The sequence below is a fragment of the Paenibacillus sp. Soil766 genome, from assembly GCF_001428105.1.
In the GTDB taxonomy this organism is placed as follows: domain Bacteria; phylum Bacillota; class Bacilli; order Paenibacillales; family NBRC-103111; genus Paenibacillus_E.
Genome location: NZ_LMSJ01000054.1, coordinates 132662 through 156904, shown reverse-complemented (window position 1 = coordinate 156904; position 24243 = coordinate 132662). Strand labels below are relative to the sequence as shown.

Genomic DNA, 24243 nt, shown 5'->3' with positions numbered 1-24243 from the left:
ATGCTGATGTAGGGATAGGAGCTGGTGCAATTGTTATGGATCATTCTTATACTGTTGTTATTTATTTTTCAGGCAGCTACGATATTAATTTGTGAATATAAAAGGCCTGCCAAATCTATAGCATGGCTTAGTATTCTGTTTATCTTACCAATTATTGGATTTTTTATGTATTATTTCATTGCAAGGGAATACGCACGTCGGAAGAAAGTTCATGGTCATAGCAGCGATAACACGGATAAATTCAGGCTCCAGGGCGCTCCAAACAAAGTCGGATTTGATTCCAAAAAGGGCGAAGATAGCTTCTTACAGGGAGAGCAGCGTCTGCGAGATTGGCTGCGTCAGGTGCCTCATGCACCGATTACCGTACTGAACCGAGTTGACGTACTGACGAATGCTGAGGTGACGTACGAAGCGATGCTTGAAGAGATAGGGAGGGCCCGCGATCATATTCACTTCGAATTTTATACAATTCGCGATGATGTGATTGGCAGGAGATTTCTTGATGCATTGATTGCGAAAGCGAAAGCAGGGGTAACTGTAAGGGTTATTTACGATGGTGTGGGCAGTCACACACTTTCTAAGGCTTACATTACTTCATTGAAGTGTGCAGGTATTGCTGTTGAGCCTTTCCTAAAGCCATTGATTGCTTTCTTTGATAAACGGTTGAATTATCGGAACCATCGCAAAATTGTGGTTGTGGATGGCTTGGTTGGTTTCGTTGGGGGCATTAACATTGGGGATGAATACCTTGGTGGGAATCCTCAGCTTGGTTTCTGGCGAGATACGCACGTCATGCTGCATGGAGACGCGGTATATGATTTGCAGCGCACCTTTCTGACGGACTGGTTTTTCGTTAGTGGGGAAAGCTTGGGGGAACAGCGTTATTATCCCGTTCATTCCGAACAGGAGCCTTCGTTCGTTCAAGTTATTTCTAGTGGTCCTGACACCAGATGGGATGCCATTCAGGAAATGTATTTTGCGGGATTGATTGCAGCGAAGAAGCGAATTTGGATTACAACGCCTTATTTCATTCCTGATCCCAGCATCACGATGGCTCTCAAAGCTGCTGCGGTCAGTGGTGTTGATGTGCGTATCATTCTTCCATTCAAGGCGGATTCCACCATTGTCCAATACGCGTCAAAGTCCTACCTGAAGGAATTATTACAGATAGGCGTTCGATTTTATTTGTATCGGAAAGGGTTTATTCATGCCAAAGTGATTATCGTGGACGACATCATGGCGACTGTGGGTACGGCCAACGTGGATATGCGCAGCTTTTTCAGTAACTTCGAATTGAATGCCGTGATGTTTGACGGAAAGGTGATTTCCCGCTTGGAGAGCGATTTCTTAATGGATTTGGAGGCGTGCACGGAAGTTACACTAACTGAATTTGAGATGAGGTCGCCGGGTGAAAAAAGAAAAGAGAGGATTGCGCGATTGTTATCTCCTTTATTTTGATAAAAAAAGAGTAGTTCTAATTAGAACTACTCTTTTAATTTGGCTAGAATAGCATTCAAATTTTGAGGTGGAACACGGTCAATCAGGTCTCCGTAGGTTCGTAATCGATTCATGATGGTTAGTTGATTGAACTCGCGAATGCTTGGGCGAAGCTCTACCTCTTTCCAAAGCAAAGGTGTTGAAACCGTTGCGTCTTTTTTGGCGCGCGGCGTATAGGGGGCAGATAGTGTTTTTCCATACCAGTGCTGGAGGTAGTCGATATAAATCTTATCACCACGATTTTTCTTGAAGCGCTCAATGGTAAACAGCTTCGGGTTCATCCTAACCGCATAGGTCGCGATGAAATGTCCAATACTTCGGAGCTCCTCGAACGTATAACCAGGTTGAATTGGAATGTAAATTTGTACGCCTGTTGCACCAGAGGTTTTGGGAACCGACTGAATACGCAGCGAGTCCAGCACTTCACCAATGATAAGAGCAGCCTCCATGATACGGGGTTCTTCCTCCAAGGTTGGATCGATATCAATCAGCCATTCTGCTGGATCCGTCTTCCCGATGTAATGGAAGGAAGGATGAAATTCTAAACAAGTCAGATTCCCAAGCCATATGAGTGTAGATAGAGAATCTAAATTCACGTAGTTAATGCCATCTAACGGCGCTAAATTAACGAAGCTTGGCACAGGATCGGGGGCATTTTTCTGATAAAAGGACTTGTCATCATACCCGTGCGGAAATCGAATCGTCGTTAAATGGCGATTGCGGCAGTACCGCAGGAGGTAGGGCGAGAGTTCACTTAAAGTCGTCAAATAATCTGCCTTCGTGATGCCTAAATCAGGCCAAAGCGGCTTATTCGGGTTCGTAATTGTTAACTCGTTGCCCTCTACGAGAAGTTTAGCTTTCTCTGCTTTGAATGCCATAGGCTTGGAATCGCTCCTTTTGAGCTTTTATTCACAATTATTTCCTAGGCGAGAGGTTCTCAAACGGAGGCACGCAAAAGCGGACCGCAAATTAGGATATAACCTGCAACCACAGGTACAAACCGATTAACGTGATAAGTAAGGTGGGGATCGTCAGGATCACGCCAGCTTTCATATAAACGCCCCACGTGATTTTCACCCCTTTTTTGGCAAGCACATGTAACCAGATCAGAGTGGCTAGCGATCCGATAGGCGTCATTTTTGGCCCCAGATCGGTCCCGATAACATTGGCGTAAATCAGAGCTTCTCGGAGGATGCCCTCGGTTTGTGTACCTTGAATGGCTAAAGCATCAATTAGCACAGTCGGCAAATTGTTCATGATCGAGGAAAGAACCGCCGCAAGGAATCCCATACCTATCGTGGCAACAAAAAGCCCTTCACCAGAAATGATATCGATAAGTTCTCCAAGCGCATCCGTAAGTCCGACATTTTTAAGCCCATAGACTACCACATACATCCCGATGGAGAAGATGACCACTGCCCACGGAGCTTCCTTAACAATCTTTTTGGTATCCATCACGGCGCTCGTTCCAGCTACAATGAGGAAGCCAATTGCGGTAGCCCCAACGAGCAGGGAAACAGGAACTTGGATAAATCCACTGCAAATATAGGCAACTAGTAAAATGCTGAGAATCAACCAGGACAAGCGGAACAGCCCTGGATCCTTAATCGCTTCAGAGGGATGTTTCAGCTCCCCGATATCAAAGCTCTCAGGGATTTGTTTGCGATAATAAAGGTAGAGAACCAATAAGCTTGCGCCTAACGAGAACAGACTCGTCACGAACATCCGGCTTGCATAGGTGACAAAATCGATCCCGAAAAAGTCCGCTGAAAGAATGTTTACCAAATTACTAATGACAAATGGTAGTGACGTGGTGTCCGCGATAAAGCCGCTCGCCATAATAAACGGGAGAATGGCAGCATCCGGCAATTTCATAGCTCGGACCATGGCCAATACGATCGGTGTAAGGATTAAGGCAGCACCATCGTTTGCAAAAAATGCCGAAACCGCTGCCCCGAGCAGGATCACGTAGACGAACATGAGCTTTCCATTGCCTTTGGCCAAGCGCGCCATGTGGAGCGCGGACCATTCGAAGAAGCCGATCCCGTCTAAGATAATGGAGATCACAATAATGCCGACAAAAGCGAGCGTTGCGTTCCACACGATACCTGTAACTGTGGCGACATCTTGCAGCGAAACGACTTGGAAAGCGAGGGCAAGCAATGCTCCTGCTGATGCTGACCAACCAATGCTTAAGCCTTTCGGCTGCCAAATAACGAAAGTAATCGTTAGTAAAAAGATGATAATAGCTAAATAAATCATGGTGTCCTCCTAGCAGACAGCAAATCAATGTCGATTGTTAATATCTCAAATTTATGGATGTCTGTATAGATATTAATTTTTGGAGGGGATGGATGAAGCGAGTTATAAAATAAAAAAATGCAGATTAGGGAATTAATCCCTTGTCTGCATTATCATAAGTGGGCGAGCGAACTAATTCTGATTGAAGTTACATACTTGGCTATCTATGTTGATGAAAGATTGTATGCTCGGGTGTCTTAATGTTTTGTTGTGTGTCCATTCCATATAGCTTACTTTCACAACGAGTTGGGGAGTTATCCAAACCGCTTCTTTTGACCGTTCGGGTTCATTGATAAAAGGACGCTCTAGCGTCGTCATGCTTTGAACGATCTCTGTCACATGTTGCCAGTCTTTCACAGTAAGTTTGCCAGTACCCGCGTGGCCAATATACCATAACTGCCCCTGATCATCATATAAGCCTAAAATAAGGGAATTAACGATCTTGCCTCTATAGGTAACACCACATACGACGGCATAGAGATCCTTGAAAATTTTTTTCTTCAGCCATCGCTTATCCTTACCGTTGATGACATAGCTGCTAGTTAGGTCCTTAATCACAATGCCCTCTAATTCATGCTGCTTCACAATCGTAAAGAGTGCTTCCATATCATCATGATTGGTGACGAGTTGGACTAAGTGGTTCGGTTTCATTATGGATGCCAACCTATTTTGTCTTTCTTTCAGACTCAAATGTAGTAACCACTCTCCGTTTAAATAGAGGATATCAAAGACCATGAATGTGATGGGGACTTGCCCCATGGCTCGTGTCACTGTGCTGGACTTCCTAGCGCTGTCGCGTTTCATGATTTCATAGAATGAAGGTTTGCCATCGGATAGTGCGATAATTTCTCCATCCAAAATAACCGATTTTGCTGAACAGAACGCCTGTGGATTCGTTAACTCCGGGTATTGCAGAGTTCGATCATTGGTTCTGCGATTGATTAATTTGGTCGTACTTCCATCGAAGTACAGCAGCATTCTTACTCCATCCCACTTGATTTGGCTCGTAAAATGAGTGCCAACTGGCCATTCATTGGTGCTAATGGGCTCAAATGGGAGGATTGGTTTAAAATCCAACGGTCATAACCCCTTTATAGTCATTATCCTACCAGTCTTCACCAATTTAGGTTCTTTCAAGCAAGATGCCATGGTCAGTCTGTTAAAATACCCCTGCGTTGGTAACAACTGAATAGCCATGTGAGTTTGAGAGCATAACAATACCTAAATGAATGTGCGTATGAAAGGGGGAGTTATGAATGTATCAACCTTTTCCGGAGGATCCGAGTATAGATAAAGAAGTCTTTCATATCCCCGTGTCAACTGAGCTTTCCTCGAATATCCTTCATTTGCAAACCATATTTACGGCTTGTGCTGATGTTGTGTTCTCGTCGATAGATCTGGAGTGCGGCCTGCAGGCATACGTCCTCTATTTACGGGGCATGGTGAATGTAGAGTTGCTCGATGGACATGTGCTTGAACCGCTTAAGAAAGCTAGCGCAGAAACGGTTGAATCCATGGACAAAGTGATGAACTGCATTTCGGTCTCAGATTATAAAGAACTGTGTATCCTTGGTGAAGTTATCAATGAAGTGCTTGGAAGTAAAGTGGTGTTACTCTTAGACACGATCGCAGGAGCATTATCCATTGAGTTATCTCAATTTGAAGGCAGGGCAGTAGAAGAGCCATTAGCAGAGTCTGTTGTCCGTGGTCCACGCGAGGGCTTCGTAGAGTCGTTAATAGTGAATACTTCCTTGATTCGAAAAAGGTTAAAGACCCCCGCATTGAAATTCGTTTCTTTCACCCTTGGCAATTATTCGAAAACAGATGTCACAATGGCCTATGTACAGGGGATTGCCAAACCAGACATCATAAGTAAGGTCTCGGAGCGACTCTCCCAAATTAAGCTGGATGGAGTGCTTGAGAGCGGATACATCGAGGAAATGATTGAGAATAATATTTATTCGCCATTTCCTCAAGTACAAACAACGGAACGCCCTGATGTGGCTGTAGCGAGCTTGTTAGAAGGCCGCGTTGTTATTATTACGGATAATACGCCTATTGCTCTCATTGCTCCAACTACTTTTTGGTCCCTCATGCAATCGCCTGAAGATTATTATGAGCGTTTCCTAATTGGGAGTCTCATTCGTTGGCTGCGATATACTTTTTTCCTCATTGCCATGTTGGCTCCGGCGATCTATGTGGCTGTGTTAACGTTTCATCATGAAATGGTTCCTACTACGCTGTTGCTTCGTGTTGCTAAATCTCGGGAGGAAATTCCTTTCCCGGCCTTGGTCGAAGCGTTGATCATGGAAGTTACTTTCGAGGCTTTGCGGGAAGCGGGTGTTCGCCTGCCTAGGCAAGTGGGTTCTGCCGTCAGTATTGTTGGCGCCCTCGTCATTGGACAAGCGGCTATTCAAGCAGGTTTAGTATCGGCTCCAATGGTTATGGTTGTGGCGATTACGGGTATTTCTTCGTTCATGATGCCGCAATATTCAGCAGGGATCTCCTTACGAATGCTTCGCTTTCCAATAATGATTCTATCTGGCATCTTAGGTTTGTTTGGTCTTATTCTGGGGTTGCTGTTAATCATTAGTCATCTGTGTATTCTCCGTTCTTTCGGTGTCCCTTATTTGGCGCCATTTGCCCCGATTTATCCCAAAGGAATCAAAGATGTTTTGTTTCGAGCGCCCATTAGCAAAATGAATACACGTCCTGCCTTTTACGCTGACAACCATAATTTGAAAAGGCAGCGCGAACATTCGGATGAACGGAATGAGAAATAAGCGGTAGGAGGTGCTTGTTATGAGGAGATTCGTATCCGTTCCTATTCTTTCACTGTGCGTCCTTCTCTTAGCAGGTTGTTGGGACCGTGTCGAGGTGAACGATATGGCTTTTATCATTGCTGCGGGAATCGACAAGATCTCGAAGGAAGAAATAGAAGTGACGGTTCAAGTCTTCATACCGAATCCTGCTGCTTCTGCCGCAGAAGGGGGTGCTGGACAAGGTAATGTGTACACGGTATCGACCAAAGGAAACTCCATGCCAGATGCGTTATCGGAATTGCAAAAGAAGTTTCCACGCTATTTCTCTTGGGGGCATGCCAAAGCTTATTTCTTCGGGGAAGAACTGGCTAGGAGCGGGATGTTTGATGATTTCGATTTCTTATTCAGGGATATCCAACCGCGGGAACAGGCTAATTTCTTTATATGCAGAGGAACAGCTAAGGAACTGTTAGAAGCCCAGAATGATCCGAATACCTATGAAACTTTAATTAAACTATCGCAGAAGCCATTGATACATTCTGCTACCATGCATGACATAGAGGAAGTGTTAAGTGGAGAATCCGGTGCCTTCCTGCTGCCAGTTGCGAATAAGAGCAAATTGATCACGAATCAAACTAAAAAAACGATTCTGACCGTAGAAGGAATGTCGGTGATTAAAGAGGGGAAACTTGCTTGTTTTCTCACTCGTGATGAACAAATGGGGATTCGATTGTTTATTCATGAAGATCTGGGTCGTAATATTACGCTCACGGAACATGAAGCGGGTGGGAAAGTCGTGATCAAAATCATTACCACGGATCTCCATCTGCATCCTTCGATTGATAACGGTATTTGGAAAATGACCGTACAATTGGACTTAGAAGCGGATGTCGTTCAAAACTCGACCGAGCTTCTCCTCGCTGACGGCTCTGACAATATGAGAAGGTTAGAAGAGCCGTTTGATAAAAAGATTAAGGAAATTTTGAGGGACACGTTGCAACAATTACAAAATGATCAAAAGGCTGATGTGCTCGGCTTTGCACGGGCTTTTCATAAAAAATATCCACGGGAATGGAAGCAAGCCAAGGCGAATTGGAGCACCATCTTTCCAACGATGGACGTTCAACTGGAAGTGAAAAGCACCATTCAGAGACCAGGCATATCGAATTTTCCTTTCATGACCGGTCAGTAGAGATAGGTGGGGTCATCAATGAGTGATATGGAATTATCAAACCGGCAAATATTCTGGATGATGGTTAGCATGCAAATTATTATGACGATTCTTCTCACGATTGCTCCTGCAGCTCAAATCGCCAAACAGGATGCGTGGATTTCGATCATAATCGCGACATTAGCAGGGATGTTCATTGCCTATATATGTGGAAAACTCAGTATGTTGTTCCCTGGGTTGACCGTAGTCGAATTTAATCGCCTTCTGTTGGGCAAATGGCTGGGTGGCTTGATTTCAGCCCTCTTCATCCTAGTATGGCTTGTCATACTTACCGTGATTTTGAGACAATTCAGCTTATTCATAACGGGAACCATTATGCCCAAAACCCCGCTCTATGTCATTCAGATACCGATGCTTCTTGTCGTCTTGTACCCTACATTGCATGGCGTTGGTGTGTTGGCGCGCATTTGTGAGATTACAGGACCAATTATTTTGCTTTGTGTGCTAGGTCCCATGTTTCTGGGCATTAATCAAATGAATTGGGATCGACTGCTTCCGATTTATTCGGATAATGACATGATGATCCTTATGAAAGGGGCGCTCCCGACAGCCGCATTCTTGGGAGATTGCATAATGATCATGATGTTGATCGCATTTGTTAGTAAGCGGAAGAACACAATCCGATATGCCATTAGCGGCGTCATGCTCTCAGGTCTACTAACGGTGCTATCGATGATCGTCAGCATCCTGATGTTCGGTCCATATGTCGCTGCGGGTTATCCCTATCCCATGCTCATGATCGTCCGTTCTATTTCCATTGGTGGCATTATTGAGAATCTGGATGCGATAGTCGTCACCATCTGGATCATGAGTATATTTACCAAATTAGGGTTGTATTTATTTGTAGCGAGTTATGGCACGACACAACTATTGGGTATTAGTAATTGGAAAATCGTCACCTGGATAACCGCTCTCGTTGTGATGCTCTTAACCTTCATACCTGTGAATTATGAGGAGATTACGATCATATTCCCTCTGAAAATTGCTGTTCCGTACATTTTTCCAATTTTTATGGTTGTGTTGCCTGTGCTTCTGCTCATGCTGGCGCTGTTGAGGCATAGGAAGCTGAAATTGACACCACGGGGCTGAGGGATTAGAGGACCGGGGAATTGGTTGAAGAAGCGGGTGGGGATAGAGGAGTGAATGGAAGGGAGTAGAATAGAGAGTAGGGATAGAGGAGTGAATGGATGGGAGTGGAGTAGCGAGTGGGGACGGAGGATGTGAAATAACTGGATAGGAAATCCATCTAATTGGGAAATCGGTGGATTTGATTGGATTTAGCTGTAGTTTTTACAGTTAGAAGTGCAACCCAACTCAAACCAAGTCAAGTCAACCCAAGTCACCCATGCCAAGCTAAGCTAAGCTAAGCTAAGCTAAGCTAAGCTAAGCTAAGCTAAGCTAAGCCAACCCAAGTCAAGCTCACTCGGCCCATGCCGCGCACACTAGTTGAAAAAAAGTGCCCTATCTTGGAATCCAAGTCAGGGCACTTTTATTGTTATTACGTAACTGGTTCTTTTGTTTTTCTTGCGCGGGGTTTCGCCGCGGGCTTCTTCTCGGTCGTTGTCGCTTCGGTCACGGAAGCATCCGCGCCAAGTGTTATTTTGCCATCGGACGGTTTCGTCGCGTTCAAGCTGGCTTGAAGCGCAGCCATGAGGTCGATGACGCTTGTTTTTTGCACTTCAGGTGCAGACTGAATTTCTTCACCTGCTACTTTATGCTCAATCGCATCCAGTAAGCGAGCGCGGTACTCGTCCTTATATTTCTCAGGTTCGAAAGGGGTGGAGAGCTGATTGATCAGCATTTTTGCCATCTCCATCTCCCGCTCATTCACGGTAACCTTCTCGGGAAGGTTAGGTACTTGCGAAATCGGGCGAATCTCATCCGGATAGAAGATGGTTTCCATGGCGAGACAATTGTCAATGACACGGATAGCGGCTAGTGAGCTTTTGGAGCGGATCGACACTTTGGCGATTCCGATTTTACCAGTCTGACGCATGGAATCAAGCAGAAGCATGTAGGCGCCAGCGCCGGTATCGCCGGGGCCAAGGTAGTAAGTTTTTTGGAAATACACGGGATCAATATCGGTTAAATTTACAAAGTCCAAAATCTTAATTTCCTTGTTCGCTTCCCCGGAGATTTCCTCCAGTTCGTCCTTTTCAAAAAGAATAAAACGACCGGGCTCAAACTCGTACCCTTTCGAAATTTCCTCCCACTCTACTTCCTTCTCGCAAGTCTGGCATTTTCGCACATAGGACAGCGGGGTAATACAAGTTTTGTGAATATAGCGCATAGATATATCTTTATCCTCTGTGGCCGAAAACATTTTGACAGGAACATGAACGAGTCCGAAGCTAATCGCACCTTTCCACACGGTATGCATAGATAGCACTCCTCCCCAACATACGTAATTGTACTAGTATTCTCCTGTAACACTGCCTTTATACGGCAGCCATTTAAGAGAATGGTTAACGGAGAGATTGGAAAGGTTATTAATGCAACATGCTAGCCCAAATAGCGAACCAAAGGAGGGATTACGGATGGCATCTGAATCAAATCTGTCGCAAGATACGAACAATGAAGATAGGGATGATTGTTATATGGACATTGATCGTATGATTAATGAGGGGCTTGGAGGCGGTAACGTCACCATGCAGGGTGGATTAATTGAACACTCAACCACGGATACGATGGAATATCCGGAATCCGTACTGGATGAACCATGAATGTTCACCGCGCTCAGGAAATTTTAGCTGCCCATGAGAAAATTGACGTTGATCTTAACGGGGTTGCTGTCTGGATTGACAGTGTAGATGCTGGAAAAGGTCTCGTCAAAATACATGCGGAAGGAAATCCCGCAGATGCTCGTGTGGTCCCAGCTAAGGAGCTTGAAGAGGTACACTAAAGTCCGCTTGGGCAAAATAGCCTTCTCCGATTGCTGAATCGGGGAGGGCTTTTCCTAATTTCGCAAATTTTCGGATGAGGATTTCATAAATAAAGAAATGATATGTTTCACATGTTCACGTCCAAGTAGGGCGGCGGAGCCGTTTATTTGGATAGACAGGTTGCTGTCACCTGCTAGCGAGGACTATAATAGAAGCAGCACGCGTACGCGGAAAGAAAGGGATGAGATCATTGGCTCAATCCACATTTACGTTCCAGTCTGAGCATGAAGCAGATACGGATAAACTGGGAATCCTATTATCAACATATCTACAGCCAGGGGCGGTTATAACACTAGATGGAGATTTGGGTGCTGGCAAAACGAGATTCTCGCAAGGCTTCGCTAGAGCGATGGGGATTTCAGAGCACGTAAACTCGCCTACATTTACCATTATCAAAGAATACGAGGGAGCTGGGCTTCCTTTCTACCATATGGATATGTATCGTATTTCGCAAGAAGAAGCAGATGAGTTGGGATTAGAGGACTACTTCTATGGGGCAGGCGTTACACTTATCGAATGGTCGAGTTTAATTGAGGATCTGCTGCCGCCGGACAGATTAAGTATTACGATCACCCAAGAGGTTGATCATACTCGCGTATTTCACTTGACTCCGCATGGTTCGCCGTACGAGAGCTGGTGTGTACAGATGAAGGAGAACGGACATTTACATGACGGAACGAATGAATAATACAGGACGATGCTTGGCGATCGATACCTCGACATCGGCAATGACAGTCGCCATTTTGGAAAATGGACATCTCCTTGGGGAGATTAGCTCCCATGCAGAACGGAATCATTCATTGGGATTGCTTCCTCACATTCAAGATTTATTAACTCGCTTAGGCATGAAGCCGAGAGACCTGCGCTCTGTTGCTGCCGGGCAGGGCCCAGGCTCGTATACTGGTGTCCGGATTGCTGTTTCAGTAGCCAAAACATTTGCATGGTCTCTAGGACTAGACGTAATTGGCGTCTCTAGTTTAGAGGCAATGGCAATCGGTGGTTCTGTGCAGAACGACTATATAACTGCCGGTTTAACATGGGTTGTTCCTCTTATGGATGGGAGACGTAAGCAGGCTTTTACGGCTGTGTATGCTTATGAAGGGGCGACAGCTGTTACAGAAGCAAGAGAGCCTGATGCGACTTGGCATGAAGTGTTGCCTGATGGCATTCGAGTTGTCGGGGCGTGGACGGAGCAGATTCTCTTGCAAGCTAGCAGCTTAGCGCCAGATCACATTCTATTCGTCGGTGAAACCACGGGATTTGCGGCGGAGTTGGAGCTGTTTACGAAGGATTTTGCGGGACATGTGAGCGTGGTTCCCTATCGCATCGAAGCGGAATACATCGGCTTGTTGGCTAATCCAAGATTAGCGCGAGGCGAGAAGGCTGACGTTCATTCATTTGTGCCGAATTACACAAGGCTTCCAGAGGCGGAAGCTAATCTGTTGGCCGGTCTGCAGACGAAGAAAGGGGAACAATAATCATGGAACAGAGACAGCCGCATGCCATAGAAAATTCATTGGTATTCCGCTCAATGACCATGGAGGACATTCCTTTTATTGTCGAGATCGAGCAGGAAGCTTTCACGACACCTTGGACACGAGGAGCGTTTGAGAATGAGTTGACGAACAACCAGTTTGCCCATTATATGATCATGGACATTCAAGGGGAAGTCGCGGGTTATGGCGGCATGTGGCTCATCATGGAGGAAGCACATGTTACCAACATTGCTGTAAAGGATACCTACCGTGGACGCAAGCTTGGAGAAAGACTCCTGCGCGAGTTGATGAAAACATCTGCATTCCTAGGTGCTATCCGCATCACCCTTGAAGTGAGAACTTCGAACTATGTGGCACAAAATTTATACGAGAAATTAGGCTTCCGCTCCGTTGGTGTGCGTAGAGGCTATTATACAGATAATCGCGAGGACGCTGTCGTTATGTGGGCAGATCTGCCCAATCGTAGAAAGGATAGTCTCAGCGACTGAGGCTTTCAAATAGGTGATAAGTGTGAGTAATGAACAGATGCAACAGGATAAACAATTCAACACCTCAACAACAAAGCCCGTGTATATTCTTGCCATTGAAACGAGCTGCGACGAGACTTCCGTGGCCATTGTTGAAAATGGGAAAATCATTCGTTCGAATGTGATTTCCAGCCAGATCGAAACGCACCAACGCTATGGCGGCGTTGTGCCTGAGGTAGCTTCCCGAAAGCACGTGGAATCGATCACATGGATGCTGGAGGAAGCCGTCATAGAAGCGGGAGTTTCGCTCCATGAGCTCTCCGCCATTGCGGTAACCGAAGGCCCCGGATTAATCGGGGCCCTGCTCGTTGGCGTCGTCGCGGGCAAAGCGCTCGCTTGCGCCTTAGACCTCCCCCTGATTGGTGTCCACCATATCGCGGGACATATTTATGCGAACCAGCTTGTGCATGAGCTGGTGTATCCTTCGATCTCGCTCGTCGTGTCCGGCGGACACACCGAGCTCATTCTGCTCGAAGGCCCCGGCCAGTTCCGTATTATTGGGCGTACGCGCGATGATGCGGCCGGCGAGGCCTATGATAAAATTGCCCGGGCAATGGGATTGCCTTACCCGGGCGGCCCGCACGTGGATCGGCTTGCACAGGAAGCCGATTCCGAAATCAAAATGCCTCGCTCCTGGCTCGAGGCAGATTCCTACGACTTCAGCTTTAGCGGATTGAAATCCGCGGTGCTGAACGTCGTCAACCAAAGCAAGATGCGCGGCGAAACCGTTCAGGTCGCGCAGATTGCCAAGGGCTTCCAAGCATCCGTCATCGACGTGCTTGTGGAGAAGGCAAGTCGCGCCGTGAAGGAATACGGCGCGAAACAGCTTTTGCTCGCGGGCGGAGTCGCCGCGAACAAGGGGCTGCGCAGCAGGCTCGCCGAGCGCTGCGAGCAGCTGGGTGTGCCGCTGCTGGTGCCGCCGCACCGGCTCTGCACGGACAATGCGGCGATGATTGGCGCCGCCGCTTTTCTCAAGTGGGACAAGCAGGAGTTTGACTCCATGGAATTGAAAGCTGAGCCACAACTGAAGTTGGAAGAGTGGTAAATGGTTGTTAGGCTATTAGTTAGAAAATGCCAAACTAAATTGACTCTAGCGGCCCCAGATGGTCGATTAATTCGATTTCACCGAACTAATTAGCCGATTCTCAGGGTAACAGCTGATTGAGGGCGTTTTAAGTGGGGGAAATCGAACTATTGACGCTAATCTCCGCCAGTAGTCGCACATAAGCAGGTAAAATCGAACTATATCCACTTCTGCGGCTGAATAAATAAATTTTCAGATATGTGTATTGACTTTGCAAAATGTACATACTATAATCACAATCAATACTTTCAAACGCAACGAACGGGAATAGTAAGGCATGATCAGTTTCGCTCAGAGAGCTGTGCATTTGGTGAAAGCACAGACGAAACGTCACCTGAACTCGCCCGGGAGCGGTAGGACTGATTAGGATGCCAAGGATCCAGCACCCAAGTAGGTCTTGACGGTTGACCCCCGTGATCAGGTACATGAGTGGTTTCGAGTGTAATAGCTCGGATCAATTAGAGTGGTACCGCGGAAGGTTCAAGCCTGTCGTCTCTTTTATAGAGATGGCAGGCTTTTTTGGTTGTTCTGAAACAAACTTTGACTAGACCAACACATATAAATAACGCGATGAACAAGAGTAGTAAGGGCTTCATGTCTCTGGTACAGAAAGCTGCGGGTTGATGCGACGCAGACCGAGAACGCCCCGAACTCGCTTGGAAGCGGTCATCCTGATCGGCTGTTGTACAGCTGTTAGGGATGAACGGATAACCTCCGTGATCAGGTGATGTAGCGAGCAACTTGCTGGCTATATCTGAGGTGGGCTCCTTAACGGAGTCAACAAGAGTGGTACCGCGCTGGGTGAAGACCTGTCGTCTCTTATGTGGAGATGATGGGTCTTTTTGTCGTCTGTGGCAAAGTGCGCTGCAGCCACTTTCCATACAGATTCACAAGTCTCTCCCCACCTATTGCGCGCCTAGTGATGAAAAACATTTCTTATGCGGCTCAATAAGCGAAATTCACCATCATAGTGATGTTTTTCATCACTACAGAAGGGAAAACGCGCCGAATCCGGCCCAAATCACCATCGTAGTGATGAAAAACATCACTACAGAAGGGAAAACGCGCCGAATCCAGCTCAAATCACCATCATAGTGATGAAAAACATCACTACAAAAGGGAAAAAGCGCCGAATCAGGCCCAATTCACCATCATAGTGATGAAAAACATCACTACAGAAGGGGAAACCTGCAAAACCCAGCTAATTCACCACAGTAGTGATGAAAATCACGCTTACAGCAGGTGGATTGATCATGACCAGGCGACACGCCATACAAATTCACAGCCCTCACGGGCATACCTTAGGAGGAATAACCATGGAAAACAATACCAATCGACGCATTCGCATTTTTGATACAACACTTCGTGACGGTGAGCAAGCGCCGGGCGCATCCCTGTACCCGGAGGAGAAAATTCGCATCGCGAGACAACTTGCTATTATGGGCATCGACACCATTGAGCCAGGCTTCCCGATCTCAAGTCCTGGCGATTTCCAAGCGGTGCAGCAGATTTCACGCGAGCTGCAAGGCATCGAGATTTGCGGCTTCGCCCGCGCTATGAAAGCCGACATCGATGCAGCGGTCAAAGCTACGCAAGACGCAGCATCCAGACGTATTCACATGTTCCTGTCCTCGTCGGACATCCACCTGGATTTCCAGCTGCGCAAATCGCGCCAGCAGGTGGTGGAGATGGCTCGCGCCATGGTCGGCTATGCGAAGCAATTCGTCGATCGGATCGAATTTTCGCCGATGGATGCGACGCGGACAGGAGATGAATTCCTTTTTGAAGTACTGGAAGCAGTCATCGCGGAAGGTGCCACGATTCTGAACATCCCCGACACAGTAGGCTATGCACTTCCTGAAGAGTATGGCGCGATGTTCCGCAGAGTGCGTCAAAGTGTAAGAGGCGGCGATACAGTCGAGTATAGCGCCCACTGCCATAATGATCTGGGTCTTGCCGTTGCCAACAGTCTGGCGGCTATTGCCGCAGGCGTCACGCATGTGGAAGTGACGGTGAACGGTGTTGGTGAGCGTGCCGGTAACTGTTCCCTTGAAGAGCTGGTTATGGCGATTGAGACCCGCAAGCATACGATGGGCGTGGAAACGGGCATTGTGACGAGTGAGATTTTTAATACATCCAAAATGGTTAGCCGCATCATGGGCTTCCCCATTGCCTACAACAAACCGATTGTTGGTCGCAATGCTTTCCAACATGAAGCGGGCATCCATCAGGATGGACTTCTGAAAAACCGCAATACGTACGAAATTATGGATCCAGAAAAGCTGGGCATCCCACGCTCCATGATTATCCTTGGCAAGCACTCAGGTCGCCACGCACTGAAGCACAGAGTAGGCCAGTTCGGCATCGAACTTACAGGCGAGGAACTAGATACACTTTATACGCGTTTCAAAGAAGTAGCCGATGAGCAGAAAATGGTCACTGACGACCAACTGATGGAGCTTGTAGGCAGCACGGTTGATGGGCAAATGGAGCCGTTCACACTGTCGCATATGCAGGTTATTTCGAGCAGTGATCGCAATCGCGTTGCTTCCGTTTCAGTCAGAAATAATCAGACGGGCACAGAAAGTGTATACTCCGGCACTGGAGAAGGACCGATCGAGGCTATCGTGCATTGTCTACAGCAAGCCATTCCGATGGACGTGGAGTTCTCAGATCTTGAACTGCACTCATTGTCCACAGGTGAGAAAGCAACCGGGGAAGCCGAGGTCACGATCTCCGTTGACGGCCAGACATACAAGAACACAGGGATCGACCAAGATGTCCTTGTTGCAGTAGCCAAAGCGTTCATATCGGCCTGTAATCAAGCGATTCGGATGCAAAATAGTGTGAAGTCCGATGGAGCGGAGACGGTCATAACAGCTTCGTAATCGACAGTTTGCGTCCGTTGCAGCTAAATTGTAAGAAAACTTAGATATATACACAGCTTGTGAGCAAGGTTATGCACAACCCCTGTGTACAATGTGTATAACTTAAAGAAAACCCGAGATATCAACCTTTTTAAAGGGTGTGTAACAGGGATAACTTTTTCACAAGAAAATGTGGATAATGTGGATAACCTTGTGGAAAGATAGAAAAAAGGGGGATGGGGGGCGGAAAATGCCTCCCATTTTCTGTGGATAACGTTGTGTATAACAAAACGGGGTCTCCCAAAGATTAGTTTAAATTATCGGAACAATTCGTCATTATTTTTTTGTGCATAAGAGAGCTCTTTCGAGCTCTTTCAGGAGAGGTTGAACGGTTTCGGAAGAAGTTATCAAGGCAAGGTAGAGGGAATCTGCTGCTTCTGTGGGTAACTTTGAACATTTTGTGAACTTGTCCACAGGGCAGCAACCCGACCTCCTCGATCCGCGATTCCACAACAAAAAAGTCCATGTCAACTGACATGGACTCCTTCTATTTTAAGCCAATAAAACTTCCCATTCCTCATAACATGCCGCCAGCGAACTTTTACGCTTATCAACCTCGGCCGTTTTCTCCTGAACAAGCATATAGTCGTTATACACAGCGGGATCCGCTAGCTCAACCTCAAGTGCTGTCACTTCTTCTTCAAGTCGAGCAATATCGAGCTCTAGCTGTTCTAGCTTCCGCTGACGACTGCGTTCTTCACGCTTAGCCACCTTGTCCGCCTCGTAACTGCCACCACCAGAAGGCTCAGCTTTCACCGCGGCAGCAAAAGTGGGATTTCCGGCAGATTTCTTCTCCGCCTCTTTGGCCAGACGCTTCGCTTCCATTTCAGCAAGCTCAGCTTTCTTCTCCACATAGTCATCATAGTTGCCAAGATAGGTGGTTAAGCCATCCTTTTGCAGATCAAGCATGCTCTCTGCCATTTTATTGAGGAAATACCGGTCATGGGAGATGAATAGCAGGGTGCCCTCGTAATCCATCAAAGCGGACTCCAACACTTCTTTACTATACAAGTCCAAATGGTTGGTAGGCTCATCGAGAATCAATACGTTGGCCTTCTGAAGCATGAGCTTAGCGAGGGAGACACGGGCTTTTTCACCGCCGCTTAATGCAGCAATTTTCTTGAATACGTCTTCGCCGCTGAACAGAAAGCTGCCAAGCACCGTGCGGATACGCGCTTCTTCCAAATGGGGATATGTGTTCCACACTTCCTCCAACACGCTGTTGGACGGATTCAAGCCTTTCTGCTCTTGATCGTAATAGCCGATCGTGACACCGGCACCCCATTTGAACGTACCAGCGTCTTGCTTGTGGACACCGATTAAAGTTTTGAGCAGGGTGGATTTCCCGACCCCATTAGGCCCGATAAGCGCTGCGGTTTCGGAACGGCGAAGCTGGAAGGAGACTCCGTCGAGTAGACGATTTCGGCCATCATACGAAAGCGATAGTCGGTCAACTTGCAACACTTCTTTCCCAGAAGTTTGTTCAATTTCAAAAGTGAACGAGGCACGTTTCAAATCACCCATGGGCTTGTCCAAACGGTCCATTTTCTCCAGTTGCTTGCGGCGGGATTGCGCTCTCTTCGTCGTAGAGGCACGCACAATGTTGCGCTGCACAAAATCCTCTAATTTCGAGATTTCTTCCTGCTGTTTTTCAAACTGTTTCAATTCTATTTCATAGTTCGCTTCTTTAATCTCAATAAAACGGGAATAATTGCCTGTATACCTCTTGGAGGCATGGCGTTCAATCTCGTAAATGGACGTCACCAAAGCATCAAGGAAATAGCGGTCATGTGAAACGACGAGAATCGCACCAGGGTAGCCGCGCAGATAGCCTTCGAGCCATGTCAATGTGGCGATGTCCAGATGGTTGGTAGGCTCATCTAGCATGAGCAGATCGGGTTCTTCCAGCAGCATTTTAGCTAGAGCCAATCTCGTCTTTTGCCCTCCGCTGAGGGTGTTGACCAAGGTCTCTGGTGCGAACTGTCCAAAGCCCATCCCGTGCAAAATACCACGAATCTTGGCCTCAATTTCATAGCCGCCATGTTCACGAAACCATTCGGAGCGAAGCGCATACCGATTCATGGTGGTTTCATACTTTTTCTCATCGGAGATGAGGTCAGGATCAGCCATTAGGGCTTCCAGCTCACGCAGTTCGCGTTCTGTGTCCAATAGTGAACTGAACACGCTAAGAAGCTCGTTCCAGATGGATTTATCCGTGTTGAGACCACTGTTTTGCTTCAAATATCCGATCTTAGTTTCCTTCGCTTTAAAAAGATCACCGCTGTCATATGACATCTCACCCGCAATGATTTGAAGAAGGGTAGACTTCCCGGCACCATTGACACCGACGAGTCCGATGCGTTCCCGATTTTCAATTTGAAGCGTTATATTAGAGAGTACAGAGCGTACCCCATAGCTTTTGGATATGTTAGAAACTTGTAATAGCATGTTGCTGCTACCTCCTGCGTTATAGATACATATTAATGTAAGAACCTAATTAAGTTGACCTTCGGTCGCTGTTTCAATCCCATCAAATCATTAGTATACACGAAGAATGGGGGCAACGCCTGCTTAATTTAGACCTGAAATATAGGTCATTCAGCAGGGTCTCTGGTACGAGTATAGTTTTTTACTTTATTTATGTTAAAATGGGGGAAACCACTCCTCGCTAGGAAGGGCTGTAGCTTATGATGAACATCCGAGAGCGGAAAATAGAATTACGCAAGGAAATGGAAATACGACGTGCTTCGATTGTTGCCGAGATCCGTGAGGAGAAGCAACAACTAATCAATCAAAGAATGGTGAAGCTGTGTTCGGATAAGCTGTTTGAACAGGGACCAATACCGTCCAATTCTCAGCCTACGCTGATGAGCTATATGCCTTTCCGTTCGGAACCTGACGTTGCCCCATTAATGGAATGGTGCTGGCAGCAGGGAATTCGTGTATTGATACCGAAAGTAGTGGCAGATACGAAAACGATGAACTTGCACATCATAAGCCGTTATGAGGACCTCGAAAGTGGTGCTTATGGGATTAGAGAGCCACGTAGTGATGTTCCTATTGAACATGATTTGGGCACGATTTCGATGATTGTGGTGCCGGGGTTAGCATTTGATCTGGACTTCGGTCGCTTAGGGTATGGCGGCGGCTTCTATGATCGCTTTATGCAGTTATTCGCTGCGCGCGGTTTGAAAAGACCTTTTGCCGTTGCAGCTGCTTTCGATAATCAATTGATTCCTGCTGTTCCCTCTTCTTGGCATGATTTCCGAGTGGATGGTATCGTAACCGAAAGTAAGATGGTGTTCAAAACAGAAACCTAATATAGAGGTGATTGCAGTGCCCGATTCTTCACCATTGACGCATTTTAATGAGCAGGGACGAGCGCGAATGGTCGACATATCGGATAAAGAGGAGACGAAGCGCACAGCGACAGCTCGCTCTACCTTATTAATGAAGTCGGACACGCTTGATTTAATCCTTCAGGGTAAAATGAAAAAAGGCGACGTCCTCGCGGTGGCTCAAGTGGCTGGCATTATGGCCGCTAAGAAGACGTCCGACTGGATACCAATGTGCCATCCCATTGCTTTAACTGGGGTTGATATTCAGTTTTCGAATAATGGCATCAATGAACTATACATAGAAGCAACTGTGCGTACAACAGGTCCTACAGGAGTAGAAATGGAAGCCCTGACGGCTGTTTCTGCCGCGGCATTGACCGTGTACGACATGTGCAAGGCTGTAGAGAAAGATATGGTGATTAACTCGACCCTGCTTGTTATGAAAACGGGCGGTAAAAACGGGGATTTTCACAGGCAAGACAAGAAAGAGTGATGTGACTATGAACCAGCGCCAACATATCGATATCGGGTAAGGTTTTGCGTGTCACGCAGGTTAGTGGGTTAATCTCATTCAGTGAACAAGGGAGAGGTGACGAAGGATGCACTGGAAAGTTGCGATTTTGACAGCCAGTGACCGCGGTTACCGAGGAGAACGAGAAGACACTAGCGCTCAGGTAATCCGCGAGCTCATTGAAGAGGAAATTCAAGGCGAGATCATTGAGTATCGGGTCGTCCCAGACGAGATGGACGAAATTATGGCTTCGTTAATCGAAATGACTGATTATTATCAAGCTGATTTAATATTAACAACAGGCGGAACAGGTCTGGCTCCGCGAGATGTCACACCGGAAGCAACGCTCAACGTGATTGATCGAGTTGCACCAGGTTTTGCTGAAGCAATGCGCATGATCTCGATGCAAAAAACGAAGAAAGCCATGCTTTCTAGAGCCGTTTCTGGGATTCGTGGACGCACGCTGATTATTAATTTGCCTGGCAGCCCGAAGGGTGTTCAAGAGAATTTGATGGCGATTATTGATCAACTTCCTCATGCGCTTGGGATTCTGACAGGCAAAGAAGGCGATCACGGGTGAAAGAGCATATCTCTTCTATGCTGCGCGAGGTGAAAGTGGAAGATGCGATCGGCATGATACTTCCGCATGATCTCACGCAGATTCTGCCAGGCGAGTTCAAAGGCCGTCTGTTCCGCAAAGGTCATCAGGTGACGGAAGCGGATATTCCTGCCCTGCTGAGCATCGGTAAGGAGCATATTTATGTGATGGAGCTGCAGCCGGGCTATCTCCATGAGGATGAGGCTGCTTTGCGCATGGCGCGGGCTATTGTGGGCATGGATGCGAGTACAGGTGCAAGTACAAGTGCGAGTGCAAGTGCGAGTGCAAGTGCAAGTGCAAGTACAAGTGCAAGTGCGAGTACAAGTGCGTATCTCAAGCTTACTGATCCGCATGAGGGCAAAGTCAACGTGAAATCGGAGATTCACGGCTTGGTGAAGATCGATAAGGCGTTCGTCGACAGCGTGAACGCCATCGATGAAGTCGTGTTGTCGACGATTCGCAGCAACACGGTCGTTCAGGCCGGCGCTTCGCTGGTCGGTACGCGGGTGATCCCGCTGATCGTCGACGAAGCGAAGGTTGAGGCCGTCGAGCGATTAGCCGCGGCTCGACGTAAAGAGGGCTTCACCTTACTCGAGGTGAAGCCGTTTCGAGCGCTGCGCGTCGGCGTTATTACAACGGGCAGCGAGGTGTTCAAGGGCCGAATCAAGGATAAATTCGGCCCGATTGTGAAAGAGAAGGTCGCGCAGCTCGGCTCCCAGGTTGTGGACCAACGCTTCGCGCTGGACGACAGCGAAGCGATCGTGGGTGAGATCCACGCGCTGCAGGCGCTAGGCGTGGATCTGGTGTTGGTCACGGGCGGCATGTCCGTGGACCCGGATGATCGCACGCCGGGTGCGATCAAGGCGGCCGGCGCCCGCGTGGTCAGCTACGGCACGCCGATGCTGCCGGGCTCGATGCTGATGATCGCCTACCTAGGCGAGCTGCCGATTATGGGCCTGCCGGGTTGTGTGATGCACGACCCGTACACGTCCTTTGATGTGCTGCTGCCGCGCATCTGCGCAGGCGAAGAGATCGTGCGTAGTGACATCACGGAGATGGGCTACGGCGGATTTTATCAATGCTAGAAGAGATTTACTTTACTTTCTTTGATTCATAACGCATTACATAATGGAGATGAAGTCCATGTTTCAAAATATAGGATTTACCGAGCTCTTATTGATTGCCGTCGTTGCTCTTGTCATCTTCGGACCACAAAAGCTCCCGGAGATCGGCAGAATGCTGGGTAAGACGTTAAGAGATTTCAAGCAAGCGACGAATGAACTCATGAGTGACGAGCCCAAAGCTCAGGTAACATCCAAAACGCCAATTACAGCTGACCCGGTTACACCTGTTGAGGTAGCTAGCGTGGTTGCAACCGTTGACGTTTCTGAGACTACTCCTACAACGTCGCGGTTAGAAAAAGGCTCGATAGACGCTGAAGTTGAGAGTAAAGTGGAGGCTCTATCAATTAGCTCACCTACCGCGAAACCTGCAGTGACTTTCGTATCTAACAAGTCTTCAGAGGTTGTCCATGTTACTGGGACGGCCGCCCAAGCGGCAGCTCCTCAAGCAGACAGCGATGTGTTGTCCTCCGCTCCTGCACAAGCCTCGGCCCCTACCCCGGCGCCAGCGCAGCAGTCAGGCAATACAGGCCATTCCCGGCGGTTACCGGATTAATTTTTGATAGGCAGATTAAGAAGTGGTTCAGCCTTGAGGCTGTATGCACTAGATTAGGTAGGTGAAATCGGTTGAGAAGTGAAGAAATGTCTCTTGTAGAGCATCTTGGTGAGTTACGCAAGCGAATCATGTGGATATTAGTCGTTCTGGTCATTGGCATGGTGGGTGGGCTCGTTGCTGCTAAACCTGTCATTCGGTATCTGAAAAGTATCCCACCAGCAGATGGCATTGGTTGGAACGTGTTCTCTCCTTGGGATGCCTTGCGGTTGTATATGAATTTTGGTTTAGCAGTCGGTCTTCTTATTACATTACCAGTCATCCTGTACCATATATGGGCTTTCGTTAAGCCGGGGCTGCGGGAGACGGAGCAAAAGGCTTCTCTTATCTATGTGCCCTACGCGTTTTTGCTCTTTTTAGTGGGACTTTCTTTCGGGTATTGGGTTGTCTTCCCGATGGCGTTTTATTTTACTTCGTCGATTAGCAAAAGCCTAGAAATCACAGAAATGTATGGCGCTGCGCAGTATTTTACCTTTATGTTTAACATCCTACTTCCGTTGGCCTGTGTGTTTGAGATGCCGATTGTGGTGATGTTCCTCACGAAGATTAAGCTCTTGAATCCGAAGCGCCTGCACAAGTTAAGAAGATATGCTTACATGCTGATGGTCATTCTAGCGACCGTTATTACGCCGCCAGATGCGATTTCAGCGATATTAGTTTCGGTTCCGCTCATTATCTTATATGAATTCAGTGTCTTTATGTCGGGCTTCATTTATCGCAAGCAGCTTGCGAATGATGCCGCTTGGGAACTGGAGTTTGGTCCGAAATAAGGAAATGGTTGAACAGAGTCCGCCTTCATGGTGGGCTATTTTTTTTCATTCGCAGAGGGAATATTTGGTTATCATTTGGGTAGAATGAGGGGGGTGTCCATAAGAATGAAAAATGTGTAAAAGGACTTGCAAATTACTCCCAGAATGAGTATCATAAGAGATGTTGTTAGCACTAAACACATTCGAGTGCTAATAACAAAGAAATATACCCAAGACCAATTTTCTAAAGGAGGCTATTTTTCCATGATCAGACCGTTAGGTGATCGAGTTATCATTGAAGCCGTTGCGAAAGAGGAGACTACAGCAAGTGGCATCGTGCTGCCAGATACAGCTAAAGAAAAACCACAAGAAGGTAAAGTTGTAGCCGTTGGCGCTGGCGCGTTGAAAGATGGCGTACGTGTTCCGCTTGAAGTAAGCGAAGGCGACCGCATCATTTTCTCCAAATACGCTGGAACTGAAGTGAAATACGAAGGCCGCGAACTGTTGATCTTGCGCGAAAGCGACATCCTCGCTGTATTAGCCTAA

23 protein-coding genes and 2 other annotated features are annotated in these 24243 nt (G+C 47.3%); of the genes, 18 read left to right on the top strand and 5 right to left on the bottom strand.

Annotated features, from left to right (window positions below):
• The first annotated feature begins 30 nt into the window (after window positions 1–30).
• Window positions 31–1458, top strand: a complete 1428-nt coding sequence (cls, locus tag ASG89_RS30190; protein WP_057315045.1) for a cardiolipin synthase — start codon at window positions 31–33, stop codon at window positions 1456–1458.
• 26 nt (window positions 1459–1484) lie between these two features.
• On the opposite strand, the gene ligD is transcribed toward cls, so the two are convergent.
• The 3 genes from ligD to ASG89_RS30175 all read right to left on the bottom strand — a co-directional run bounded on the left by ligD (window position 1485) and on the right by ASG89_RS30175 (window position 4875).
• Window positions 1485–2375 carry a non-homologous end-joining DNA ligase gene (ligD, locus tag ASG89_RS30185; protein ID WP_057315044.1) on the bottom strand — a complete coding sequence of 297 codons (891 nt, stop codon included), beginning with the start codon at window positions 2373–2375 and terminating at the stop codon, window positions 1485–1487.
• Between the two features lie 91 nt (window positions 2376–2466).
• Window positions 2467–3759, bottom strand: coding sequence for an arsenic transporter (locus ASG89_RS30180; protein WP_057315043.1), 1293 nt, complete (start codon window positions 3757–3759; stop codon window positions 2467–2469).
• Between the two features lie 171 nt (window positions 3760–3930).
• Window positions 3931–4875, bottom strand: a complete 945-nt coding sequence (locus ASG89_RS30175) for an RNA ligase family protein (protein ID WP_057315042.1) — start codon at window positions 4873–4875, stop codon at window positions 3931–3933.
• A 179-nt stretch (window positions 4876–5054) separates the two neighbouring features.
• Between ASG89_RS30175 and ASG89_RS30170 the strand changes: the two genes are divergently transcribed.
• The 3 genes from ASG89_RS30170 to ASG89_RS30160 are packed head-to-tail and all read left to right on the top strand — an operon-like array spanning window position 5055 to window position 8880.
• Window positions 5055–6581, top strand: a complete 1527-nt coding sequence (locus tag ASG89_RS30170) for a spore germination protein (RefSeq protein WP_057315041.1) — start codon at window positions 5055–5057, stop codon at window positions 6579–6581.
• Between the two features lie 19 nt (window positions 6582–6600).
• Window positions 6601–7752 (top strand): Ger(x)C family spore germination protein, encoded by a 1152-nt coding sequence (locus ASG89_RS30165; protein ID WP_057315040.1) that lies wholly within the window; start codon window positions 6601–6603, stop codon window positions 7750–7752.
• An 18-nt stretch (window positions 7753–7770) separates the two neighbouring features.
• The gene (locus ASG89_RS30160) at window positions 7771–8880 is read left to right on the top strand and encodes a GerAB/ArcD/ProY family transporter (protein WP_057315039.1); all 1110 of its coding nucleotides are present in this window, start codon (window positions 7771–7773) and stop codon (window positions 8878–8880) included.
• Window positions 8881–9289: 409 nt separating this feature from the next.
• Here ASG89_RS30160 and ASG89_RS30155 read toward each other — a convergent pair whose 3' ends face one another.
• Window positions 9290–10171 carry a Ku protein gene (locus ASG89_RS30155; protein WP_057315038.1) on the bottom strand — a complete coding sequence of 294 codons (882 nt, stop codon included), beginning with the start codon at window positions 10169–10171 and terminating at the stop codon, window positions 9290–9292.
• Window positions 10172–10328: 157 nt separating this feature from the next.
• On the opposite strand from ASG89_RS30155, the gene ASG89_RS30150 reads away from it, so the two are divergent.
• The 7 genes from ASG89_RS30150 to ASG89_RS30120 all read left to right on the top strand — a co-directional run bounded on the left by ASG89_RS30150 (window position 10329) and on the right by ASG89_RS30120 (window position 16728).
• On the top strand, window positions 10329–10514 hold the full coding sequence (locus tag ASG89_RS30150) for a hypothetical protein (RefSeq protein ID WP_057315037.1): 186 nt from the start codon (window positions 10329–10331) through the stop codon (window positions 10512–10514).
• Window positions 10511–10693, top strand: coding sequence for an H-type small acid-soluble spore protein (locus ASG89_RS30145; RefSeq protein WP_057315036.1), 183 nt, complete (start codon window positions 10511–10513; stop codon window positions 10691–10693). Before ASG89_RS30150 ends, ASG89_RS30145 begins: the two co-directional genes overlap by 4 nt.
• Window positions 10694–10914: 221 nt before the next feature.
• On the top strand, window positions 10915–11421 hold the full coding sequence (gene tsaE / locus ASG89_RS30140) for a tRNA (adenosine(37)-N6)-threonylcarbamoyltransferase complex ATPase subunit type 1 TsaE (protein WP_057315035.1): 507 nt from the start codon (window positions 10915–10917) through the stop codon (window positions 11419–11421).
• The gene (gene tsaB, locus ASG89_RS30135) at window positions 11402–12211 is read left to right on the top strand and encodes a tRNA (adenosine(37)-N6)-threonylcarbamoyltransferase complex dimerization subunit type 1 TsaB (RefSeq protein WP_057315034.1); all 810 of its coding nucleotides are present in this window, start codon (window positions 11402–11404) and stop codon (window positions 12209–12211) included. Before tsaE ends, tsaB begins: the two co-directional genes overlap by 20 nt.
• 2 nt (window positions 12212–12213) lie before the next feature.
• Window positions 12214–12717, top strand: a complete 504-nt coding sequence (gene rimI / locus ASG89_RS30130; protein WP_057315033.1) for a ribosomal protein S18-alanine N-acetyltransferase — start codon at window positions 12214–12216, stop codon at window positions 12715–12717.
• Between the two features lie 37 nt (window positions 12718–12754).
• Window positions 12755–13801 carry a tRNA (adenosine(37)-N6)-threonylcarbamoyltransferase complex transferase subunit TsaD gene (gene tsaD / locus ASG89_RS30125; RefSeq protein WP_057315227.1) on the top strand — a complete coding sequence of 349 codons (1047 nt, stop codon included), beginning with the start codon at window positions 12755–12757 and terminating at the stop codon, window positions 13799–13801.
• A gap of 287 nt (window positions 13802–14088) precedes the next feature.
• Window positions 14089–14340 (top strand) — a binding site (T-box leader).
• A 61-nt stretch (window positions 14341–14401) separates the two neighbouring features.
• Window positions 14402–14663 (top strand) — a binding site (T-box leader).
• A 493-nt stretch (window positions 14664–15156) separates the two neighbouring features.
• Window positions 15157–16728, top strand: coding sequence for a 2-isopropylmalate synthase (locus tag ASG89_RS30120; RefSeq protein ID WP_057315032.1), 1572 nt, complete (start codon window positions 15157–15159; stop codon window positions 16726–16728).
• A 531-nt stretch (window positions 16729–17259) separates the two neighbouring features.
• On the opposite strand, the gene ASG89_RS30115 is transcribed toward ASG89_RS30120, so the two are convergent.
• Entirely contained in the window at window positions 17260–19215 is a 1956-nt protein-coding gene (locus ASG89_RS30115; RefSeq protein WP_057315031.1) for an ATP-binding cassette domain-containing protein, read from the bottom strand.
• 239 nt (window positions 19216–19454) lie between these two features.
• Between ASG89_RS30115 and ASG89_RS30110 the strand changes: the two genes are divergently transcribed.
• The 7 genes from ASG89_RS30110 to groES all read left to right on the top strand — a co-directional run bounded on the left by ASG89_RS30110 (window position 19455) and on the right by groES (window position 24243).
• Window positions 19455–20087: a 5-formyltetrahydrofolate cyclo-ligase gene (locus ASG89_RS30110; RefSeq protein WP_057315030.1), complete on the top strand. Its 633-nt coding sequence runs from the start codon at window positions 19455–19457 to the stop codon at window positions 20085–20087.
• 16 nt (window positions 20088–20103) lie between these two features.
• On the top strand, window positions 20104–20598 hold the full coding sequence (gene moaC, locus ASG89_RS30105) for a cyclic pyranopterin monophosphate synthase MoaC (RefSeq protein WP_268795685.1): 495 nt from the start codon (window positions 20104–20106) through the stop codon (window positions 20596–20598).
• 106 nt (window positions 20599–20704) lie between these two features.
• Window positions 20705–21196 carry a molybdenum cofactor biosynthesis protein B gene (locus ASG89_RS30100; RefSeq protein ID WP_056608535.1) on the top strand — a complete coding sequence of 164 codons (492 nt, stop codon included), beginning with the start codon at window positions 20705–20707 and terminating at the stop codon, window positions 21194–21196.
• 17 nt (window positions 21197–21213) lie between these two features.
• Window positions 21214–22299 (top strand): molybdopterin-binding protein, encoded by a 1086-nt coding sequence (locus ASG89_RS30095; protein WP_057315225.1) that lies wholly within the window; start codon window positions 21214–21216, stop codon window positions 22297–22299.
• A 58-nt stretch (window positions 22300–22357) separates the two neighbouring features.
• Window positions 22358–22891 (top strand): twin-arginine translocase TatA/TatE family subunit, encoded by a 534-nt coding sequence (gene tatA / locus ASG89_RS38480; RefSeq protein WP_057315029.1) that lies wholly within the window; start codon window positions 22358–22360, stop codon window positions 22889–22891.
• Window positions 22892–22977: 86 nt separating this feature from the next.
• Entirely contained in the window at window positions 22978–23718 is a 741-nt protein-coding gene (tatC, locus tag ASG89_RS30085) for a twin-arginine translocase subunit TatC (RefSeq protein ID WP_057315224.1), read from the top strand.
• A 243-nt stretch (window positions 23719–23961) separates the two neighbouring features.
• A complete protein-coding gene (gene groES / locus ASG89_RS30080; protein WP_028553854.1) occupies window positions 23962–24243 on the top strand; it encodes a co-chaperone GroES in 282 nt (93 codons plus the stop codon).

Excerpts from the sequence above, each read along its gene's own strand:
- groES (WP_028553854.1), top strand. The coding sequence starts at position 23,962 with ATGATCAGACCGTTAGGTGATCGAGTTATCATTGAAGCCGTTGCGAAA.
- tsaB (WP_057315034.1), top strand. The coding sequence starts at position 11,402 with ATGACGGAACGAATGAATAATACAGGACGATGCTTGGCGATCGATACC.
- ASG89_RS30095 (WP_057315225.1), top strand. The coding sequence starts at position 21,214 with ATGCTGCGCGAGGTGAAAGTGGAAGATGCGATCGGCATGATACTTCCG.
- ASG89_RS30150 (WP_057315037.1), top strand. The coding sequence starts at position 10,329 with ATGGCATCTGAATCAAATCTGTCGCAAGATACGAACAATGAAGATAGG.
- ASG89_RS30115 (WP_057315031.1), bottom strand. The coding sequence starts at position 19,215 with ATGCTATTACAAGTTTCTAACATATCCAAAAGCTATGGGGTACGCTCT.
- ASG89_RS30160 (WP_057315039.1), top strand. The coding sequence starts at position 7,771 with ATGAGTGATATGGAATTATCAAACCGGCAAATATTCTGGATGATGGTT.
- ASG89_RS30110 (WP_057315030.1), top strand. The coding sequence starts at position 19,455 with ATGATGAACATCCGAGAGCGGAAAATAGAATTACGCAAGGAAATGGAA.
- tsaD (WP_057315227.1), top strand. The coding sequence starts at position 12,755 with ATGCAACAGGATAAACAATTCAACACCTCAACAACAAAGCCCGTGTAT.
- rimI (WP_057315033.1), top strand. The coding sequence starts at position 12,214 with ATGGAACAGAGACAGCCGCATGCCATAGAAAATTCATTGGTATTCCGC.
- ligD (WP_057315044.1), bottom strand. The coding sequence starts at position 2,375 with ATGGCATTCAAAGCAGAGAAAGCTAAACTTCTCGTAGAGGGCAACGAG.
- ASG89_RS30155 (WP_057315038.1), bottom strand. The coding sequence starts at position 10,171 with ATGCATACCGTGTGGAAAGGTGCGATTAGCTTCGGACTCGTTCATGTT.
- ASG89_RS30180 (WP_057315043.1), bottom strand. The coding sequence starts at position 3,759 with ATGATTTATTTAGCTATTATCATCTTTTTACTAACGATTACTTTCGTT.
- tatA (WP_057315029.1), top strand. The coding sequence starts at position 22,358 with ATGTTTCAAAATATAGGATTTACCGAGCTCTTATTGATTGCCGTCGTT.
- ASG89_RS30120 (WP_057315032.1), top strand. The coding sequence starts at position 15,157 with ATGGAAAACAATACCAATCGACGCATTCGCATTTTTGATACAACACTT.
- ASG89_RS30165 (WP_057315040.1), top strand. The coding sequence starts at position 6,601 with ATGAGGAGATTCGTATCCGTTCCTATTCTTTCACTGTGCGTCCTTCTC.
- tsaE (WP_057315035.1), top strand. The coding sequence starts at position 10,915 with ATGAGATCATTGGCTCAATCCACATTTACGTTCCAGTCTGAGCATGAA.
- ASG89_RS30100 (WP_056608535.1), top strand. The coding sequence starts at position 20,705 with ATGCACTGGAAAGTTGCGATTTTGACAGCCAGTGACCGCGGTTACCGA.
- tatC (WP_057315224.1), top strand. The coding sequence starts at position 22,978 with ATGTCTCTTGTAGAGCATCTTGGTGAGTTACGCAAGCGAATCATGTGG.
- ASG89_RS30170 (WP_057315041.1), top strand. The coding sequence starts at position 5,055 with ATGTATCAACCTTTTCCGGAGGATCCGAGTATAGATAAAGAAGTCTTT.
- ASG89_RS30145 (WP_057315036.1), top strand. The coding sequence starts at position 10,511 with ATGAATGTTCACCGCGCTCAGGAAATTTTAGCTGCCCATGAGAAAATT.